Raw genomic sequence first — 18912 nt, 5'->3', positions numbered from 1 at the left:
AGTGGCGACGCGCTACTTGGCGAGCTTGTCGAGCTGCTTCTGCATCTCGGCCATCTGTTTGCGCAGCAGGTCGAGCTCTTCCTCACCCTTTTCCCCGGCCGCTTCCGGCTCTGCGGCCGCAGGCGAACCCGCAGCGCCGGGACGTCCGGACATGAACGCTTCCGTTGCAGCCTGAAACATCGCCATGTTCTGCTGGGCCAGCTTGGCCAGCGGATTGGTGCCGAGGCTGTCTTCCAGCGCCTTGCGCATTTTCAGCTGGTTGTCGCGGAAATGCTGCATCGACATTTCGAGGTAATGGGGAATCATCGACTGCATCGAATTGCCGTACATGCCGATCAGGTCGCGCAGGAAGCTGACCGGCAGCATCTGCGAACCGCCGGCCTCTTCGTCCATGATGATCTGGGTCAGGATCTGGTGCGTGATATCCGCGCCGCTCTTCGCGTCGATCACCTGAAAATCGACGCCCTGCCGCGTCATTTCCGCCAGGTGATCCAGCGTGATGTAACTGGAAGAATCCGTATTGTAGAGGCGCCGGTTGGCGTACTTCTTGATGATGATGACATCATCGCTCTTTTCGGAATCAGCCACAGATATCCCGCGCCTCCTTTTGAACACAGCTTCGTGCTGCATTTTTGCTGCACATGCTATTAGCACATGCACAATTGCCACGGCAACCGGTTACGCTCGCAACCTCGGTCCCAAAACGGTCAGCAATTCGTATTGGGTCAACCCGCTTCGCTGCGCGGCGGTCGGCAAGTCATATTCGGCACTCACCCAATCCCCTTCAGCAAGATCGGGCGCAGAGGACAGGTCAATCGCGGTCATGTCCATCGAAACCCTGCCCAGCACGGGCAATGGGGCGTTACCTGACCGGAAAACACCAACGTCGCTCCAGCAGCGCAGATAGCCGTCTGCGTAGCCCAGCGACACGATCCCCACACGCGTATCGCGCTGCGCGGTAAATGCCGCACCATAACCGACCGTTTCGCCCGCAGGCACAGTCCGCACCTGTATCAGGGCCGCTTCCAGTCCGACGACCGGCCGGATTTTTCCGACAAGTTCGCTGCGCACAACACCGCCGTAAAGCGCGACCCCCGGTCGCGTCAGGTCGTGCTGGAAACCGGCGCCCAATGCGATACCGGCGCTATTGGCAAGGCTGGCCCGCCGATGCGGCACCGCGGCAAGCAGCGAGGCGAAAAGATCGCGCTGCCGTCCGTTCATGGCGCTATCCTCGTCAGCGCAGGCGAGATGGGACATGAAGGTAATCACCTCCAGCCCCGCGAGCGCCGGATCACCCAGTTCATCGGGCCGAAGGCCAAGCCGGTTCATCCCGCTGTCGACCATCAGATCGCATGGCCCACCCCCCGTCGACTGCCACAGCCCGACCTGTGCCAGGCTGTTGAGGACCGGTCGCACGCCAGTCTGGCGCGCGTATTCACAGTCGGCTTGCGTTATCGGGCCATGCAGCACGGCTACGTTCTCCGGCGCGGCATGGCGGATGGCACCTGCCACCTCACACCAGTGTGCAACGTAGAAGTCGCGACAGCCTGCATCGAGCAAGGTAGGCATGGCGCGATCGATGCCCACGCCGTAGGCATCGGCTTTCACCGCCGCCGCAGCGCGCGCAGTGCCGCTCATCGCATCAAGCGTGCGCCAGTTGTCGGATATGGCTCCACTGTCGACACGCAAACGCATCGCGGGCGGCGGAGCCATTGGGCTGTCGGGCATCAGGGGTTTGATTGTACTTCCTCGAAATCACGCGGCGGACCGGATTTCAGCCCCCATGCCGTGATAAGGAAGGCAAAGGCAACGAAGAACCACGTGTACCACAGCCCGGAATAGGCATTTCCCGTCCGCGCGATGATATACGCAGCGATCAGCGGCAGGAATCCGCCGAAATACCCCGCGCCGATATGATATGGGATCGACATTGAACTGTACCGGATGCGCGGCGGGAACATCTCGCTCAGCAAGGCGGCGACCGGGCCGTAATTCGCAGCCGAAAGCGCGCCCAGAACCAGAACCAGAGCGATGATGCCGACGATGTTGACCAGCGGCGGGTTCTGCTTGTCGAACGAATAGCCGTCTGCCACCAGCTCCGCGCGGATGGCATCGCGACGCGCGGCCGCATCATCCAGCGCGAGGGTCGACAGGTCTATGTGACGAACACCCACTACGAGAGACAGGGTATCGGATTCGCGGATATCATAAGGCACGCCGTCCGCCGTCAGCGTTTCCAGCACGTGCGCGCAGGGCGACTGCTTCTGGTCGAACAGATCGCCGAAGGGATTGTACGAACATCCGGTGCCATTGACGACGACAGGCGCGCTTTTCGCAGCATGCGCCAGTTGCGGATTGGCCAGTGCGCCGATGCCCCACATAACGGGGAACAGCAGCAGCAGGATCGCGAAGTTCCCCCACACGATCGGCGGCTTGCGCCCGATGCGATCGGACAAGTGCCCGAAAACGATGTAAAGCCCCATCGTCAGCAAGCTGGCGATCAGCATCATGATCTCGACCGTGAAATCCTCCACCTTCATCGGCCCCTTCAGGAACGACAGCGTAGAGAAGAACGCAGTGTACCAGATCGTGGTCAGACCCGCCGTCACGCCCAGCGCGACAACGATGCGCTTCAGGTTGCCGGGATAAGTAAAGCTTTCGACAAACGGATTGCCCGATGTCTCGCCCGCTTCCTTCATGGCGCGGAACACCGGGCTTTCGGACAGTTTCAACCGCATCCACAAGGAAGCGGCGAGCAGGAGGATCGACAGCAGGAACGGCACGCGCCAGCCCCATGCGCTGAACGCATCGGCCGGTATCAGCCAGCGGCACAGCAGGACGACGATGATCGACAGCACGAAACCGCCAACCACACTGGCCTGGATGAAAGACGTGAAGAAACCGCGCTTTTCCGGCCGCGAATGTTCGGCAACATAGATCGCCGCGCCGCCATATTCCCCGCCAAGCGCCAGCCCCTGCAGGATGCGCAGCACGATCACGATCAGCGGCGCGGCAAGACCGATGGTTTCGGCCGACGGAATTAGGCCGACGCCTGCGGTGGCGACACCCATCAGCGTCACCGTGACGAGGAAAGTGTACTTCCTGCCCAGCCTGTCACCCAGAAAGCCGAACAGGATCGCGCCAAGTGGACGGAAACCGAAGCCTATCGCGAACCCGGCCCAGACCAGCAGCGTTTGAAGGATGGCATTGTCACCGGGGAAGAAAGCGGCACCGATCAGGCCGGACAAGGTCCCGTAGATGAAGAAATCGTACCATTCGAAAATGGTACCGACCGACGAAGCCCCCACGACAAGCCGCATTTCCGACTTGCTGATATCGTGCCCTTCGCTTTCCGTTGCCGCCATTCCAGTGCCCCTCTTATCCCTTTGGCAAACGCCTTAGGATGGTAACAGGCCGCTTGCCAAGACAGTGAACGCTGGCAGGTACTTCAATCGGTAGAGGCAACACCCTTGCAGAGAGCGTCGCAGGCCGCCGCCCACGGCAGGATCATGGCCCCGTGGCGCCCCGGATAGTCGATGGCCGGTACGATGAGGTCCACACCCGGCCATTCGGGCACAGGCCCGGTGCCGGCCAGCCACGACGACATCGCGTCGCGGGCAGCGATGAGATCGCCCACCCGCTTTCCCATGGCGCCCTTTGCAAAGACGGCCGCGCTCGCCTGTCCGATGGCGCATGCGCGCGAGGCCAGCCCGACGCTTTCAACGCACCCGTCATCGTTCAGGATCAGGCCCAGTTCGATCCGGCTTCCGCAACTCTTCGAGCGGGCCTCGCCGCGCAGGGTGAATGTCGGCAGAAGCGGAAAATCCGCCAGCGAGACAGCCGCAGCAAGTACCTCCGGCGTGTAGAGCCGGTGCCCGCTCACGTCGCTGCTTCCTCTTCCTCTGCAGGTGTCAGGCCGTCCATCAGTTCCTCGCGCCGTTCCGACACTGTCGTCACGAGCGCCATGCTGGCCGCGTTCACGAAAGGATAGGTCCGCGCTTCCTTCACCCATTCAGGGCGCCCTTCCGCACTCCACACCGTGTCATAGCCCAGCGCGATGATCGAAAAGGTCAGAACGACCATCAGCAAACCCTTGAGCAACCCGAAACCGAGCCCGAGAATCCTGTCGATGAAGCCAAGAGCAGATTTCCGCGTCTTCGACCCTGCCCATTTCGCGAGAAGCCGCAGGACGACCAGCGGCACGACCAACAGCAGGATGAACGCGATCAGGCCCGCATTCGTGTTGTTATCCTCGAAAAAGGCGATGATCAGATCGGTCAGCGGCGCATGGAACATGTAGATCGCGACGATGGCCGCAAACCATGCGGCAAGCGACAGCACCTCGTGCACGAAGCCGCGCGAAAGCCCGCTCAGCGCGCTGAGGCCCACGATCACCAGAACAGCAATATCGAAAAACGTCATGTCTATCCGCTATGCACTGCCCACGAGCCGGTCAACGAGATTAAGCAAGGTGCCAAGGCCCATGTAGTCCGCAATCGCCCTGTCCTCGGCTTTTCCCGCACTGCCTGACGGCCCGCCGGCCTTGTCGAAACCGAGCTTTGCCGCCTCTCTCAACCGTATTCCGCCATGGGCGACCGGGCGCACTTCGCCCGCCAGCGATACTTCGCCGAACCAGACTGAACGTGGCGGTAACGCCCTTTCCGAAAGGGCGGAAACAAGCGCCGCAGCCACCGCGACATCGGCGGCGGGATCGGTGATGCGGTAGCCGCCCGCGACATTGAGATAAACTTCCGCGGTGGAGAAATTGAGCCCGCACCGCGCCTCCAGCACCGCAAGCAGCATGGCGAGCCGCCCACTGTCCCAACCGACCACCGCGCGGCGCGGCGTCGCGCCCGACTGCAGCCGCACGATAAGTGCCTGTATCTCGACCAGCACGGGCCGCGTGCCTTCCAGCGCGGGGAACACCGCACTGCCGGCCAAAGGTTCGTCGCGGCCCGACAGGAACAGGCTGGACGGATTGGCCACTTCGGCCAAGCCCTGCCCTTCCATCGCGAAAACGCCGATTTCATCCACTGCGCCGAAGCGGTTCTTCAGCGCGCGCAGCACACGGTACTGGTGCGAACGCTCCCCCTCGAAGCTCATGACCACGTCGACCATATGTTCCAGCACGCGCGGCCCCGCGATATTGCCGTCCTTGGTGACGTGGCCGACCATCACCAGCGCGCAATCGCGAGACTTGGCATAGCGAATCAGTTCCAGCGCACACCCGCGCACCTGGCTGACCGTGCCCGGCGCGCCCTCGATCTGGTCAGAATGCATCGTCTGGATCGAATCGATGACCAGCAGGTCTGGCGCGTCCATCCCGCCCAGTGTCGTCAGGATATCGCGCACCGAAGTCGCCGCGGCCAGCTTGATCGGCGCATCCGCCAGACCAAGTCGTTCGGCGCGCAGCCGGACCTGCCCCGCCGCTTCCTCGCCGCTGATGTATACCACATTGCCACCCGCCCGCGCGATGCTGGCCGCAGTTTGCAGCAAGAGTGTCGATTTACCGATCCCCGGATCGCCACCCATCAAAACGCCGCTGCCCGGCACCAGTCCGCCGCCAAGCGCGCGATCGAACTCTGCCAACCCCGTCTTGCGGCGCACCGGCAGCGGCACCGGCCCGTCCAGCGGCACGAAATCGATCCGCCTGCCGCCGCCCGACAGATCGTGCTTGGCCGAAAACACTGTTTCGGCCGCTTCCTCGACCAGAGTGTTCCATTCCGCGCAGTCCGGGCACTGGCCCTGCCAACGGTGAGTGACACTGCCGCAGGCCTGGCAGGCATATCGACGTTTGGGTTTCGCCATTCGCATCGCGTAAACGGAACATTTACGGAACGCAAGTGGACAAGTTTCGCTTTGCTTGCGCCGACTTGCCTGCCATCCTTGCCCCATGCGGGAGAAGGAACTGCGCATCGCGCTCGTCTGCTATGGCGGGGTCAGCCTTGCGGTCTACATGCACGGCGTGACCAAGGAGGTCCTGAAAATCGCCGAGGCGAGCCGCGCCTTCCGCGACGGTCTTCCCCCGCCCGGCGGATCGCCCGGTGTCTACCATGCCCTGCTGCAGGCAATCGCAAGGCACGGCGGCACGCGGCTGCGCGTCATTCCCGACATTCTTTCCGGCACCAGCGCGGGCGGGTTGAACGCGATCTTTCTGGCGCAGGCCTTGCTGACAGGGCGATCGCTCGATCCGCTTACCAACCTGTGGCTCGAATGTGCGGACAGCGACGTGCTTCTGGCGCCGGAAGCGCGGATGGGGCACCGGTTTTCCAAGTTCTGGGCACAGCCGCTGGTGGAGTGGACCTTGCGCCGGCCGGGCAACGCGGTTTCGCGCACCGTCGCGCCCGAAACGCGGGAAGAAGTGCGCGGCAAGCTTTCGCGCCTGATGCGCAGCCGCTGGTTCGCCCCGCCCTTTTCCGGCCCCGGCTTTTCCCGCCTGATCGACGATGCCCTGATGGCGATGCGCGATCAGCCGCCCGGCCTTTCCCTGATCCCGATCGGCCACCCGCTCGACCTGTTCGTCACAACCACGGACTTTCGCGGCTATCGCGCCCCGTTGCATGTGAACAGCCCGACGGACGCGACCGAATCCGAACATCGCCTGCCGATTTCCTTCCGCGCCCACGGCGGCGACACGCAACTGGCGGAACGGGCCGAACTGGTCCTTGCCGCGCGAGCAACCGCCAGCTTTCCCGGCGCATTCCCGCCCCTTGTCCTGTCGGAAATAGACGAGCTGGTCACCGAACGCTGGTTCGAATGGCCCGGAAGAGACAGGTTCCTGCAACGTATCATGCCGCATCATGTCCATGCCGGCGATCTCGATTCGGTGGCCCTGATCGACGGCGCAGTGCTGGTGGGCGCCCCTTTTGCCGAAGCAATCCGCGCGCTGGAGAACCGGCCCGCTACGCGCGAAGTCGACCGGCGATTCATCTATGTCGATCCCCACCCCGATTACCGCTTCGGGGAAGTGCGCGCGCCAAGCCGCCCGATCGGCTTCTTCAGCGCGATTTTCGGCTCCCTGTCGTCGATCCCGCGCGAACAACCGATTCGCGACGATCTCGAACGCATCGCGCTCCATTCGGCAGACGCCATGCGCATCCGAGGCATTGTCGACGCGCTGCGGCCAGAGGTCGAGGTGGCGGTCGACAAATTGCTGGGCCGAACGCTGTTTCTCGACCGCCCCAACGCCGAACGCCTCACCAAATGGCGCCGCCGCGCGCAGCAGGCCGCTGCCGAGCGTGCGGGCTTCGCGTTCCACTCCTACGCGCAGGTAAAGTTCGCGGGCATCGTCGACGGCCTTGCCAACCTGATCTGGCGCGCAATCGAAGGCGAACGGCCACCACTGGACGAAATCGTTGCCAGCCTGTCGCGCTACCTCGACACGCAGGGCCTTGCCACACTGGCGGCTGCCAAGGGCGCGAGCGAGGAGGCGATTGCCTTCTTCCGAACGCACGACATCGGCTTTCGCACGCGCCGCTTGCGCCTTCTGGCGCGCAGGCTGGCCCCCGGCGACGTTGGCGACGAACTCGCGCCGGACGAGCGGGAAAGGGCGCGCGATGCGATCTATCGCGCGCTATCGCTCTACACTGCGCTGGAGCAGACAAAGGCGCTGGGCACCGAATTTTCCCGCATCGCCGCGAACGTCCTGTCCGATCCGGAGGGCGTTCTTGCCGCCATCGCGGACCGGCGCGACTTGCGCAGCACCGATCCGCAAGTCGACGCCTTGCTGGCCGATGCTCTGTCACCCCTGCCGCGAGAGCAGCGGCGCAAGTTGCTGCTCACCTATCTCGGCTATCCTTTCTACGACATCGCGACCCTGCCCTTGCTGGGAACATGGGGGCATGACGAATTCGATCCGGTGAAGGTCGACCGCATTTCGCCCGAAGACGCCCATTCGATCCGGACCGGCGGCACCACAGATACGCTGCGTGGGATCGAGTTCTACAATTTCGGGGCGTTCTTCAGCCGCGCCTATCGCGAAAACGACTACCTCTGGGGCCGTCTGCACGGAACCGAGCGGCTGATCGACATCACGGCATCCACGCTGGGCGAGGAAAATCCGCTCCCGCCGGAAATCCTGGAGGAACTGAAGCGGGATGCGTTCCTGGCCGTACTCGGCGAAGAACGCGAAAAGGGGCAATGCGACCGTGCACTTGTCGCAAGGCTGGAGCGCGAGGTGATCGAAAAGCTGGGCTAGCGCCTAGCGCTTTGCCGAAAAGCCCGCCTTGATACGTTCGAAAAAGCTCTGCGATTCTGGGCACTGCGCATCGGTTTCGCTCTGCTGGAATTCGCGCAGCAGTTCCTTCTGCTTCGTCGACAGCTTGCGCGGGGTTTCGACCTTGACCTCGACGACGAGATCCCCGCGTCCGCGCCCCTGCAGCACCGGCATGCCATCGCCGCGTTTGCGAAGCTGTTCGCCCGACTGGATTCCGGCCGGAATGTTGATCGTCAGCCATTCGCCATCAAGGCCCGGAAGTCCGACCGTGCCGCCAAGCGCGGCCTTAGTAAAGGTGATCGGCACAAGGGTCAGCAATGTCGTACCGTCACGTTCGTAAACGTCGTGGCGGCGGACATGGATGAAGATATAGAGATCGCCCGGAGGCGCGCCCATCGGCCCTGCCTCGCCCTTGCCGGTCAGGCGGATACGGGTGCCGGTTTCAACGCCCGGCGGAATGTTGACCTCAAGCTTCTGCGGCTGGTCGACCCGCCCCTCGCCACGGCATGCGCGGCACGGCTTTTCGATAACCTCGCCGCGACCGTGGCAGCTGGGGCATGGCCGTTCGACCATGAAGAAGCCCTGCTGCGCCCGAACCTTGCCATGGCCGGCGCACGTGGAACAGCGCGATTTGGCTGTCCCCGGCTCCGCGCCGGAACCGGCGCATGGCTCGCACGTCTGGGAAACCTCGATCTCGATTTCGGTCTGCTTGCCATGGAACGCTTCTTCCAGCGTGACTTCCATGTCGTAACGCAAGTCAGCGCCGCGACGGGGCCTGCCGCCCGCGCCGCTGCCGAATGCACTGCCGAAGATCGTTTCGAATATATCGCCGATGTCGGAAAAACCGGCACCGCCACCGCCACCACCCTGCTGCGCCTGCGCATAGGCGGCATGGCCGTAACGGTCGTAAGTCGCGCGCTTGTTGGGATCCTTCAGGCAGTCATAGGCGACGCTGATTGCCTTGAACCGCGCCTCGCTATCCGCGCAACCGGGATTCCGGTCGGGGTGATAGCGCATGGCAAGCTTGCGATAGGCGGACTTGATGGTCTTGTCGTCCGCCGTCCGTTCGACTTCGAGCAGTTCGTAAAAGTCGATCTCGGTATCCACTGACACTGTGTCCCCGTCGTCCCGTATTGCCTGGTATGCCGCCGGTCGCGCGCGGCGTAAAATCGCAGGGGCGAATCGCCGGTCAGGCGTCGCCCCTTGAACTTGGCGGACCGCAGGATAGACCCGCCCCGCTCTCCCGATGGTTAACGCGATTGCGCGTTGCCGGGAAGAAGCGGGGCGGGAAAATCATGCGATTACCGCGTCATAAGGCTCAGTTCTTGTCCGCGCCTTCATCCACTTCCGAGAATTCGGCATCGACCACTTCCTCGTCCGCACCGGCATTGCCGGCATCGGCGGGGGCAGCTTCGGCCTGCTGCTTCTCGTAAATCGCCTGACCCATCTTCATAGCCTTTTCGGCAAGAGCCTGCGACTTGGCGTTGATCGCGTCGGCGTCCTCGCCTTCAAGCGCGGTCTTCACTTCGGCAACAGCAGCTTCGATCTCGGACTTGAGGTCCGCGCCGATCGCGTCGCCGTGTTCCTTGAGCTGCTGTTCGGTCGAGTGGACAAGGCTGTCTGCCTGGTTGCGCGCCTCTGCACGCTCCTTGCGCTTCTTGTCTTCGTCGGCGAACTTCTCTGCGTCCTGCACCATCTGGTCGATGTCGCTGTCGGACAGGCCGCCCGATGCCTGGATGCGGATCTGCTGTTCCTTGCCGGTACCCTTGTCCTTGGCAGACACGTTCACGATGCCGTTGGCGTCGATGTCGAACGTCACCTCGATCTGCGGCACACCGCGCGGTGCGGGCGGGATGCCGACAAGGTCGAACTGGCCGAGCAGCTTGTTGTCGCTCGCCATTTCGCGTTCGCCCTGAAAGACGCGAATCGTCACGGCCTGCTGATTGTCATCGGCAGTCGAATAGACCTGCGACTTCTTGGTCGGGATCGTGGTGTTGCGGTCGATCATCTTGGTCATGATGCCGCCCAGCGTCTCGATGCCCAGCGAAAGCGGGGTCACGTCGAGCAGCAGGACGTCCTTGACGTCGCCCTGAAGCACGCCGGCCTGGATCGCCGCGCCCATGGCAACGACTTCGTCCGGGTTGACGCCGGTGTGCGGTTCCTTGCCGAAGAAGTCCTTCACGGCTTCGCGAACCTTGGGCATGCGGGTCATGCCGCCGACAAGAACGACCTCGTCGATTTCCTTCGCCGTGACGCCTGCGTCAGCCAAAGCCTTCTTCATCGGCTCCTTCGTGCGGGCGATCAGGTGCTCGACCATCTTTTCAAGATCGGTGCGGGTGATCGTCTTCACGAGGTGCTTCGGACCGTTCTGGTCGGCAGTGATGAAGGGCAGGTTCACTTCCGTCGACTGCGCGCTCGACAGTTCGATCTTCGCCTTTTCGGCAGCTTCCTTCAGACGCTGCAGGGCAAGCTTGTCGCCGCGAAGGTCGATGCCCTCGTCCTTCTTGAACGCATTGGCGAGGAATTCCACGACCGCGGTGTCGAAGTCTTCACCGCCCAGGAAGGTGTCGCCGTTGGTCGACTTCACCTCGAACACGCCGTCGCCGATCTCGAGGATCGAGACGTCGAAGGTGCCGCCGCCAAGGTCGTAGACCGCGATGGTCTTGCCGTCTTCCTTGTCGAGGCCATAGGCCAGCGCTGCCGCCGTCGGCTCGTTGATGATGCGCAGCACTTCGAGGCCCGCGATCTGGCCGGCGTCCTTGGTCGCCTGGCGCTGCGCGTCGTTGAAGTACGCGGGAACGGTGATGACCGCCTGCGTGACTGTTTCACCCAGATAGCTTTCGGCCGTTTCTTTCATCTTCTGCAGGATAAAGGCGCTGATCTGCGAGGGGCTGTAATCCTCGCCGCCGGCCTTGACCCATGCGTCGCCGTTCTTGCCCTTGACGATGTCATAGGGGACCAGTTCCATGTCCTTCTTGGTCATGGGGTCGTCGAAGCGGCGGCCGATCAGGCGCTTGATCGCGAAAAGGGTATTGTCGGGGTTGGTCACCGCCTGGCGCTTTGCCGGCTGGCCGATCAACCTTTCGCTGTCCTTGGTGAAGGCGACGATCGACGGAGTGGTCCGCGCGCCTTCCGAATTCTCGATAACCTTCGGCTTGTCGCCATCCATGACTGCAACGCAGCTATTGGTGGTGCCGAGGTCGATGCCGATAACTTTAGCCATCTTGGTATTTCCCATCCTACATTTGACACCGTGCTTTTCGGGGCCCCCCATGCGGGCAGGCCCGCCACACGGCTCCTGACTTGGATTTTTGTGTTTCCGGGGGCGATATAGGGGCGCTTTTAGGTGGAACAAGACCCGTAAGTTTCCTATTTGATCGCTGTCCCCAACCGGCTTCGGAGCCATTGAAAATGCGTCTCAATTCGACATCTGCCGCCCTTTGCGCCGCTGCTTGCATGTCGCTGGCGCTTGCCGCCTGCAACTCCGGCACGCCCGATGCGGAGCCGACCGAGGCTGTGGACGTGCCGGTGGCGGCCGATGCGCCTGCAGGCGTTTCGCTCAGCAATGCGGAGGTGCGCATGCCTGCCGTAACGGGACGCCCGGGCGCAGCCTATTTCAGCATTTCGTCGCAGGAACCGCGCAAGATCGTGGGTGTGTCCGTGATGGGCGCAGCAACCAGCGAGATGCACGAAACGAGTGAAACGGGCGGAGCCATGACGATGGCGAAAGTGGACGAGGTGTCGTTGCAGCCGGGCGAGCTCTTGTCGTTCCAGCCGGGCGGCTATCACGTGATGCTGTTCGACATGGACGCCACGATTGCGCCGGGCGGAACGGCGGACCTTACGATCACGTTCGACAATGGTGACAAGGCATCGATCCCGGCCCGTGTCGTCGGTGCGGGCGGGATGGACGCCATGATGCCGGAAGATCACGACATGGCCGATATGGAAGGCATGGAACACTGAGCGAGACGCGCCCTGCCTCTCCCCCCGCGTGCCCCGTTGGCGGGACGCGGGGCCTGACCGACGGTGAAAAGGCGCTGGTCGGCAGCGTCTTCAATTCTGCCATCGATGTTGATCCGGTGACGATCCGGCGGAAACGCTGGTTTCCGTTTCAGCCTACGAATACCGCGATGGCGCCGATGGGGCACATCCACTTTCCCGCCGAGCATATCGCTTATGCCGACGATTTCTCCGCTGCGCCGGTTTCAGCACAAGGACTGTTCATTCACGAGATGACGCATGTCTGGCAGGCACAGCAACGGGGCCGCTTCTGGCTGCCCCTGATGCGACACCCCTTCTGCCGCTATGACTATGCGATCAGGCCGGGCCAGCCGCTGCACCGCTATGGCATCGAACAGCAGGCAGAAATCGTGCGGCACGCTTTCCTGCTGAGGAACGGCGTCGCCCTTCGCGGCGCCCCGCCCTTGGCGCAACTGGAAAGTATCCTGCCGTTCAAGCGGCCCTGACGAATACAGCACCCATGAAAAAAGGCGCGAGCCTTAGCCCGCGCCCCTCTCCCAAACTCCGCGTCGTTTAGTAGCGCGGGTCAACCGGATAGCCTGCGGTGCCGTAGCAATCGTCGTCGAGCCGGCCATCACGGTCATAACCGTCGCAGCCGTCGTTCTTGTCCATGAAATAGCCGCCTGCCGCACCGGCGGCAGCACCGACCGCAGCGGCAGTGCCGACATCAGCACCGGTCACGGCACCGACGGCCGCACCGGCGGCAGCGCCCACGGCTGCGCCTTCCACGGCATAGTTATCGGCACAGCCGGCAGTGGCCAGTGCCGCAGCGGCAATGGCGGGGATCGTAAGCGTCTTGATGTTCATCGTCTTGCTCCGTTGGCCCCCATTAATGTTGGACATACGGAGCAGGACGCATGAAGTTCCGAAAAAATATGGGTTTTTCCCCGCTGCGGGGATCAGGGCTTTTTCGCGACCCCGACCATGGCAGGGCGCAACAGGCGGTCCTTGATCATGTAGCCTGCCTGCATTTCCTGGATCACGGTGCCCGGTTCGGCATCGTCGGACGGGATTTCCACCATCGCCTGGTGCTGGTTCGGATCGAGCGGCAGACCCATGGCCGCGATCCGCGTGATGCCATGCTGGCCAAAAACCTTTTCGATCTCGCGGCCCGTTGCCTCGATCCCGGCGACAAGGCCCTTCATCTTATCGTCCTCGCGAAGGTCTGCCGGAATGGCATCCAGCGCGCGTGCGAGATTGTCGGAAACCGAGAGAATGTCGCGGGCAAAGCCGGTCGCCGCATAGGCGCGGGCATCGGCCACGTCCTTTTCCATGCGCCGGCGCACGTTCTGCGTTTCGGCGCGGGCATAGAGCACCTGCTGCTTGGCCTCTGCCAGCTCTTCCTCAAGCGCAGCGATACGCTCTTCGTCGGCGGCCAGTTCCTCGGCCGCCTCACCACCGTCCAGCATGTCCTCGGGCACGCCCTTCAATTCGTTCTCGACCGCTTCGTCGCGGGTGCGTTCGTCGCTCATCGCGCAAGTAATTCCTGTCAGTTTTGTCCGGTGATCCGCCCAAGGCTGCGCCCCAGGCTTCGTGCAGTGAAATCCACCATGGGGACGAGCCGCGCGTAATTCAACCGCGTCGGCCCGATAACGCCCACCACGCCGATGACCCTTCCCTCGCGATCGCGATAGGGCGATGCGATGACGGAAGAGCCGGATAGCGAGAACAGCTTATTCTCCGACCCGATGAATATACGCGCGGAGTCCGCATCGCGGGCAGAAGCCAGCAAGTCCGCAACCTGTTCGGAGCGTTCGATATCGTCGATTAGGGATCGGACACGCTCCAGATCCTCTATCGCCGTTTCATCCAGCAGGTTTGCCTGTCCGCGCACGATCAGCACAGGGCGCCTTGCGGCATCCTCGCTCCACACCGCCAGCCCGCGCGCCACCAGATCGCGGGCTGCTGTATCGAGCGAGGCACGCTCGTCCGCGAGTTCGGTGCGAACCGCCGTGACCGCCTCGGCCAGTGTCCGCCCGGCAAGGCGCGCGGTGATGTAGTTACCCGCCTGCTCCAGCGCGGAAGGGTCCGTGCCCGGCGCAAGGTCCAGCACGCGATTCTCGATCGCGCCGTCTTCGCCCACCAGCACTGCCAACGCGCGGCCGCTGCCGATCGGCACCAGACTCAACTGCTGCAAACGCGGCTCGCGCGCAGGCACCATGACCACGCCCGCGCAGGCGGAAAGGCTGGAGAGCATCGCAGACGTCTTGGCCAGCGCATTCTCGATGGGTCCGGGCTGCGACAATTCACGCTCGATCGCGATACGTTCGGCCTGGCTGGGTTCGGCCACCTGCATCATGCCGTCGACGAAAAGCCGCAGGCCCGATTCGGTTGGCATCCGCCCCGCGCTCGTATGTGGTGCCGCCAGCAGGCCAAGCCGTTCCAGATCCGCCAGAACCGAGCGAATCGATGCGGGCGAAAGGTTGATCCCCTCTGCAGTGGCCAGCGCCTTCGATCCGACCGGCTGCCCGGAATCGAGATAGCCTTCCACGACAAGACGGAAAATCTCGCGCGCACGCTCGTTCATGTCGTTAAGGGGCAAGCTTGGCATGACGCTTATTTAGAGCCTCCCCTTGCAGCCTCAAGCCCGACTGGCCTAACGCGGCCCGCGAATTGCATGACTTCAACAAGGAATCACCGAAAAATGCGCCCATCCGGCCGCGCCGCAGATGAAATGCGGGCGATCACCATCGAGACCGGCTTTACCAAGCACGCGGAAGGTTCGTGCCTGATCAGCTTTGGCGAAACCCGTGTGCTGTGCACTGCCTCCATCGAGGAACGCCTGCCGCCATGGCTGCGCGGCAAGGGCGAAGGCTGGGTAACGGGCGAATATTCGATGCTTCCCCGCGCCACCCACACCCGCGGCAGCCGTGAAGCGGCCAAGGGCAAGCAGTCGGGCCGCACGCAGGAAATCCAGCGCCTGATCGGCCGCTCTCTGCGCGCCGTGACCGACCTCAAGAAACTGGGCGAACGCCAGATCACGCTCGATTGCGATGTGCTGCAGGCAGACGGCGGCACCCGCACGGCATCGATCAGCGGCGCATGGGTTGCCCTGCGCCTCGCGGTTCAGGGCCTGCTAGACAAGGGCGAGATCAAGGAAGACCCGCTGACCCGCAAGGTCGCGGCGGTTTCCTGCGGCATCTTCAACGGCACACCGGTGCTCGATCTCGACTATGACGAGGATTCGAACGCCGATGCCGACGCCAACTTCGTCTTGATAGAGGGCGGCCAGATCGCCGAGGTTCAGGCAACGGCGGAAGGCGCGACATATGACGAGGAAGGCCTGCTGCGCCTCCTGCGTCTGGCCCGCACCGGCTGTGACGGCATCTTCAAGGCACAGGACAACGCAGTTCGATGAACGACACTCCCCGTCTCGGCTCAGGCAAGCTGGTCATCGCCACGCATAATGCGGGCAAGCTGAAGGAAATCCAGGCCTTGCTCGCGCCCTATGGCGTGGACTGCATCAGCGCAGGTTCGCTTGGCCTGCCGGAACCGGCCGAGACGGGGACGACATTTGTCGAAAACGCGCTGATCAAGGCGCATGCGGCAGCGCAGGCTTCGCAGATCGTCAGCCTTGCCGACGATTCGGGCCTGTCCGTCGCCGCGTTGGACGGGCGGCCCGGCGTCTACACCGCCGACTGGGCCGAACGGCAATGGTTCGAAGGACCTGCAGGCCGCGACTGGTTCATGGCGATGGGGAAAGTCGAAGGGATGCTGGCCGAAAAAGGGCCGGATGCACCGCGCGATGCATGGTTCTCCTGCGTTCTTGCGATCGCATGGCCAGACGGACGCGAAGCGGTCTACGAAGGGCGGGTCGATGGCACGCTGACGTGGCCACCACGCGGGGCAAAGGGTTTCGGGTACGACCCCCTGTTCGTGCCGCAGGGTCTCGACCTGACGTTTGCAGAGATGGAGCCTGAGGAAAAGCACCGCATCAGCCACCGCGCGGATGCGTTCCGCCAGCTGGTGGCGGAGCAGTTCGGAGCCTAGAAAACAGGCTTTCCGTAAATGTTGCCCGCCGGCCAGTAACGGCAGACTAGCCAGTCGTTGCCGCCGCCCGGCACTACGGCACATCCCATCTCTGTCGTGTCGCGCCAGATCAGCTGGGTATAATGGCCGACATCGCGCCACTGGCCGGTGCGGCTGACTTTCGGAAAATCGCCCTTGGTGAAGTGGCGCTTCTCGTCAATCATGCCCTCGATCATCTCTTCGGCAGTGTAGAAACCTGCGCGCCCTGCCCACAGGTTTTCGCCGGCACCGCCGCGTTCGGCATTGCTGGCATGTACCAGCGAGTTGCCCTTCGACAGCTTGCGCGCATAGGCCTGCGCCTGGGCCGCCAGTTTCGGGCTCCACCGCAATTCGGGCACGCCCATCCGGCGACGTTCGGAATTGTGCGCCTCCAGCAAGCGTTCGGCAAAACTGCCGGCCCCCACGCGCTCCACCCAGCCGCGCTCCTGCGAGGAAGCGATCCCGCCAAGGCCGATGGTTGCCACTGCTGCGATTGCGCCGGTGATGCCCAGCGCCAAGAATCTGACCCGTCCCATGCGCCGCATCTTGACTTTGACGGGTTAACAGGCGCTGAAATAAACCATGGCCTTAGCGCTTTATATCCATTGGCCCTTCTGCCTGAAGAAATGCCCCTACTGCGACTTCAACAGCCATGTCCGCGACAGCGTCGACGTGGCCGTGTGGCAGCAGGCTCTCTTGGCCGACATGGCCTATGAGGCCGCGGTTACCGGAAGGCGGGAGCTGGGCTCGATCTTTTTCGGCGGCGGCACACCGTCGCTCATGCCGCCCGCGCTGGTGGAAAGCCTGATCCGGCAGGCGTCCGAATACTGGGATTTTGCCGACGATATAGAGATCACGCTGGAAGCGAACCCGTCCAGCGTGGAGACCGGAAAGTTCGCCGATCTTGCCGTGGCGGGGGTCAATCGCACTTCACTCGGCGTGCAAAGTTTCAATGACAAGGCCTTGAAATTTCTTGGTAGACTGCATGATTCCGAAGAAGCGGTCGCGGCCATCGGCGTGGCCCAGCGGCATTTCGATCGGGTGAGTTTCGACCTCATCTACACCCGCCCCGGCCAGACCCGCTCACAGTGGCAGTCCGAGCTGGGCACAGCGCTCGCTTTCGGAACCGGCCACCTCTCACTCTATCAACTGACCATCGAGGACGGGACACGGTTCGCGACCGATTTCCGCAAGGGCATATTCGAAATGCTAGACGAGGAATCGTCGAGCGAACTGTTCGAGTTCACCCGCTTTCGCACCAAGTCGGCGGGCCTTCCCGCCTACGAGACCAGCAACCATGCGCGGGCCGGCGAGGAAAGCCGCCACAACCTCACTTATTGGCGCTACGAAGATTACGTCGGCATCGGCCCCGGCGCGCACGGGCGCAGGCGGGGTGCCGCGACGCAGCGCCACAAGAAGCCAGAGAACTTCCTGTCCGCCGTTGCCGAGCGGGGGCACGGCATGGTGGAGGAACGCGCCCTGCCACCGGCAGAACAGGCTGCAGAGGCGCTGATGATGGGCCTGCGGCTGAGCGAAGGCGTCGACCCCGCTGCGCTTGCCGCGCGCTTCGGGCTTACCGAAAACACCCTGTTCGATCCCGAACGTACGCAGCTGATGAAGCAGCTGGGTTTCGTGACCCACGAAAACGGGCGCTTGCGCGTTACCGGACGCGGCATGGTCGTGCTCGACAGCCTGATCGCGGAGATTGTCGGGCCGGACCTGATGGGCGCACCGTGAGCGCCGCTGCCCCGCAGGACGCGGACTTCCGGCGTGAGGCGATCCTTGGCGACTGGCACGGCTACCTGACCCACAACTTGCGTCGCTCCCCCCATACCGTGCGCGCCTATGTCGCTGCCGCAGAACGGCTGTTGCGGTTCGAGGATGTCACGCCCGAATGGGAATCTCTCGCCGACAGCCAGCAGGGGTTGCTGCGCCGGTTTCTGGCCGCCCGACGGGAAGACGGCCTGTCCAATACCTCTGCCGCGCGGGAACTTTCCGCAATCAAGTCATTCCTGAAGTACTGCCGTGAAAAGTCTGGAAAATCAGGACAATCTGCGCCGCGCATGCGCGGACCAAGAGTGAAAAAGGGAATCCCCCGCGCCGTCACCCCCGATGAAGTCGTCAACCTTGCCGAAATGGTGGACGGGGATGCGAGCGAGCCATGGATCGGCGCGCGCGACCGGGCGGTCCTGCTGCTGCTCTATGGCTCCGGCCTGCGCATTGCCGAAGCGCTGTCGCTGGATGGGGAGGCGTTACCCATGGGCGATACGCTGACCGTTACCGGCAAGGGCGGAAAGCAGCGAACCGTGCCGGTGCTGCCGATCGTGAGAGCGGCTGTCGATGCCTATGTCGAGGCGACGCCGTTCACGCTGAACCCGAAGCAGGCGCTGTTTCGCGGCGCACGCGGGGGCAGGCTTTCGCAGGGGATCGTGCAACGCGCCGTGGCAAGGGCGCGCATCGCGCTCGGCCTGCCGCCAACGGCCACGCCCCATGCCTTGCGCCACTCGTTCGCAACGCACCTGCTCGCCGCCGGTGCGGATCTCAGGAGCCTGCAGGAACTGCTGGGCCATGCCAGCCTCGGTTCGACGCAGATCTACACGAAGGTGGATGCGGCAACCTTGCTTGATGTCTATCGCAACGCGCACCCGCGCGAGAGCGGGGATTAA

The 18912-nt window shown here is 63.3% G+C and carries 19 protein-coding genes; 7 read left to right on the top strand and 12 right to left on the bottom strand.

The window, feature by feature from the left end:
- Positions 1 to 12 precede the first annotated feature (12 nt).
- From phaR to radA, 6 genes are all read right to left on the bottom strand, one after another.
- A complete protein-coding gene (phaR, locus tag A7A77_RS08800) occupies positions 13 to 588 on the bottom strand; it encodes a polyhydroxyalkanoate synthesis repressor PhaR (RefSeq protein ID WP_066556570.1) in 576 nt (191 codons plus the stop codon).
- A 90-nt stretch (positions 589 to 678) separates the two neighbouring features.
- Positions 679 to 1728: an alanine racemase gene (alr, locus tag A7A77_RS08795; protein WP_066556367.1), complete on the bottom strand. Its 1050-nt coding sequence runs from the start codon at positions 1726 to 1728 to the stop codon at positions 679 to 681.
- Positions 1728 to 3365, bottom strand: a complete 1638-nt coding sequence (locus A7A77_RS08790; protein WP_066556365.1) for an MFS transporter — start codon at positions 3363 to 3365, stop codon at positions 1728 to 1730. Before A7A77_RS08790 ends, alr begins: the two co-directional genes overlap by 1 nt.
- Positions 3366 to 3448: 83 nt before the next feature.
- Positions 3449 to 3883, bottom strand: coding sequence for an iron-sulfur cluster assembly scaffold protein (locus tag A7A77_RS08785; RefSeq protein WP_066556363.1), 435 nt, complete (start codon positions 3881 to 3883; stop codon positions 3449 to 3451).
- Complete coding sequence (locus tag A7A77_RS08780) at positions 3880 to 4422, bottom strand: CvpA family protein (protein ID WP_066556361.1); 543 nt, start codon at positions 4420 to 4422, stop codon at positions 3880 to 3882. The genes A7A77_RS08785 and A7A77_RS08780 overlap by 4 nt, the downstream gene beginning before the upstream one ends.
- Before the next feature lie 9 nt (positions 4423 to 4431).
- Positions 4432 to 5808, bottom strand: a complete 1377-nt coding sequence (gene radA, locus A7A77_RS08775) for a DNA repair protein RadA (RefSeq protein ID WP_066556359.1) — start codon at positions 5806 to 5808, stop codon at positions 4432 to 4434.
- Positions 5809 to 5893: 85 nt separating this feature from the next.
- Between radA and A7A77_RS08770 the strand changes: the two genes are divergently transcribed.
- On the top strand, positions 5894 to 8197 hold the full coding sequence (locus A7A77_RS08770; RefSeq protein ID WP_066556357.1) for a patatin-like protein: 2304 nt from the start codon (positions 5894 to 5896) through the stop codon (positions 8195 to 8197).
- A gap of 3 nt (positions 8198 to 8200) precedes the next feature.
- Here the strand turns inward: A7A77_RS08770 and dnaJ are convergent, their stop codons facing one another.
- A complete protein-coding gene (gene dnaJ / locus A7A77_RS08765) occupies positions 8201 to 9322 on the bottom strand; it encodes a molecular chaperone DnaJ (protein WP_066556356.1) in 1122 nt (373 codons plus the stop codon).
- A 211-nt stretch (positions 9323 to 9533) separates the two neighbouring features.
- On the bottom strand, positions 9534 to 11438 hold the full coding sequence (gene dnaK, locus A7A77_RS08760) for a molecular chaperone DnaK (protein WP_066556568.1): 1905 nt from the start codon (positions 11436 to 11438) through the stop codon (positions 9534 to 9536).
- Positions 11439 to 11626: 188 nt separating this feature from the next.
- On the opposite strand from dnaK, the gene A7A77_RS08755 reads away from it, so the two are divergent.
- Both A7A77_RS08755 and A7A77_RS08750 read left to right on the top strand, forming a co-directional pair.
- Entirely contained in the window at positions 11627 to 12181 is a 555-nt protein-coding gene (locus A7A77_RS08755) for a copper chaperone PCu(A)C (RefSeq protein ID WP_066556354.1), read from the top strand.
- Entirely contained in the window at positions 12178 to 12684 is a 507-nt protein-coding gene (locus tag A7A77_RS08750; protein ID WP_066556352.1) for a vgr related protein, read from the top strand. Before A7A77_RS08755 ends, A7A77_RS08750 begins: the two co-directional genes overlap by 4 nt.
- 67 nt (positions 12685 to 12751) lie before the next feature.
- Here the strand turns inward: A7A77_RS08750 and A7A77_RS17810 are convergent, their stop codons facing one another.
- From A7A77_RS17810 to hrcA, 3 genes are all read right to left on the bottom strand, one after another.
- Entirely contained in the window at positions 12752 to 13045 is a 294-nt protein-coding gene (locus tag A7A77_RS17810) for a YMGG-like glycine zipper-containing protein (protein WP_066556565.1), read from the bottom strand.
- A gap of 92 nt (positions 13046 to 13137) precedes the next feature.
- Positions 13138 to 13710 (bottom strand): nucleotide exchange factor GrpE, encoded by a 573-nt coding sequence (grpE, locus tag A7A77_RS08740; RefSeq protein WP_066556350.1) that lies wholly within the window; start codon positions 13708 to 13710, stop codon positions 13138 to 13140.
- Positions 13711 to 13727: 17 nt separating this feature from the next.
- Entirely contained in the window at positions 13728 to 14789 is a 1062-nt protein-coding gene (gene hrcA, locus A7A77_RS08735) for a heat-inducible transcriptional repressor HrcA (protein WP_066556347.1), read from the bottom strand.
- Positions 14790 to 14882: 93 nt separating this feature from the next.
- Between hrcA and rph the strand changes: the two genes are divergently transcribed.
- A complete protein-coding gene (rph, locus tag A7A77_RS08730; protein ID WP_066556346.1) occupies positions 14883 to 15596 on the top strand; it encodes a ribonuclease PH in 714 nt (237 codons plus the stop codon).
- Positions 15593 to 16228 carry an RdgB/HAM1 family non-canonical purine NTP pyrophosphatase gene (rdgB, locus tag A7A77_RS08725; RefSeq protein WP_066556345.1) on the top strand — a complete coding sequence of 212 codons (636 nt, stop codon included), beginning with the start codon at positions 15593 to 15595 and terminating at the stop codon, positions 16226 to 16228. The genes rph and rdgB overlap by 4 nt, the downstream gene beginning before the upstream one ends.
- On the opposite strand, the gene A7A77_RS08720 is transcribed toward rdgB, so the two are convergent.
- Entirely contained in the window at positions 16225 to 16782 is a 558-nt protein-coding gene (locus A7A77_RS08720; protein WP_082836022.1) for a CAP family protein, read from the bottom strand. The genes rdgB and A7A77_RS08720 overlap by 4 nt on opposite strands.
- Positions 16783 to 16828: 46 nt before the next feature.
- On the opposite strand from A7A77_RS08720, the gene hemW reads away from it, so the two are divergent.
- Together hemW and A7A77_RS08710 are read left to right on the top strand one after the other, a co-directional pair.
- A complete protein-coding gene (gene hemW, locus A7A77_RS08715) occupies positions 16829 to 17983 on the top strand; it encodes a radical SAM family heme chaperone HemW (protein ID WP_066556344.1) in 1155 nt (384 codons plus the stop codon).
- Positions 17980 to 18912, top strand: coding sequence for a tyrosine recombinase XerC (locus tag A7A77_RS08710; RefSeq protein ID WP_425388555.1), 933 nt, complete (start codon positions 17980 to 17982; stop codon positions 18910 to 18912). The genes hemW and A7A77_RS08710 overlap by 4 nt, the downstream gene beginning before the upstream one ends.

It is taken from the genome of Croceicoccus bisphenolivorans (assembly GCF_001634625.1).
Lineage (GTDB): Bacteria > Pseudomonadota > Alphaproteobacteria > Sphingomonadales > Sphingomonadaceae > Croceicoccus > Croceicoccus bisphenolivorans.
The sequence above is the reverse complement of the archived record's forward strand: the minus strand, read 5'-3'. Positions and strand labels throughout refer to the sequence as shown.

Coding starts and splice junctions, on each gene's coding strand:
- dnaK (WP_066556568.1), bottom strand. CDS start 11,438: ATGGCTAAAGTTATCGGCATCGACCTCGGCACCACCAATAGCTGCGTT.
- A7A77_RS08720 (WP_082836022.1), bottom strand. CDS start 16,782: ATGGGACGGGTCAGATTCTTGGCGCTGGGCATCACCGGCGCAATCGCA.
- hrcA (WP_066556347.1), bottom strand. CDS start 14,789: ATGCCAAGCTTGCCCCTTAACGACATGAACGAGCGTGCGCGCGAGATT.
- A7A77_RS08770 (WP_066556357.1), top strand. CDS start 5,894: ATGCGGGAGAAGGAACTGCGCATCGCGCTCGTCTGCTATGGCGGGGTC.
- A7A77_RS17810 (WP_066556565.1), bottom strand. CDS start 13,045: ATGAACATCAAGACGCTTACGATCCCCGCCATTGCCGCTGCGGCACTG.
- radA (WP_066556359.1), bottom strand. CDS start 5,808: ATGGCGAAACCCAAACGTCGATATGCCTGCCAGGCCTGCGGCAGTGTC.
- A7A77_RS08755 (WP_066556354.1), top strand. CDS start 11,627: ATGCGTCTCAATTCGACATCTGCCGCCCTTTGCGCCGCTGCTTGCATG.
- rdgB (WP_066556345.1), top strand. CDS start 15,593: ATGAACGACACTCCCCGTCTCGGCTCAGGCAAGCTGGTCATCGCCACG.
- grpE (WP_066556350.1), bottom strand. CDS start 13,710: ATGAGCGACGAACGCACCCGCGACGAAGCGGTCGAGAACGAATTGAAG.
- rph (WP_066556346.1), top strand. CDS start 14,883: ATGCGCCCATCCGGCCGCGCCGCAGATGAAATGCGGGCGATCACCATC.
- A7A77_RS08790 (WP_066556365.1), bottom strand. CDS start 3,365: ATGGCGGCAACGGAAAGCGAAGGGCACGATATCAGCAAGTCGGAAATG.
- A7A77_RS08780 (WP_066556361.1), bottom strand. CDS start 4,422: ATGACGTTTTTCGATATTGCTGTTCTGGTGATCGTGGGCCTCAGCGCG.
- alr (WP_066556367.1), bottom strand. CDS start 1,728: ATGCCCGACAGCCCAATGGCTCCGCCGCCCGCGATGCGTTTGCGTGTC.
- hemW (WP_066556344.1), top strand. CDS start 16,829: ATGGCCTTAGCGCTTTATATCCATTGGCCCTTCTGCCTGAAGAAATGC.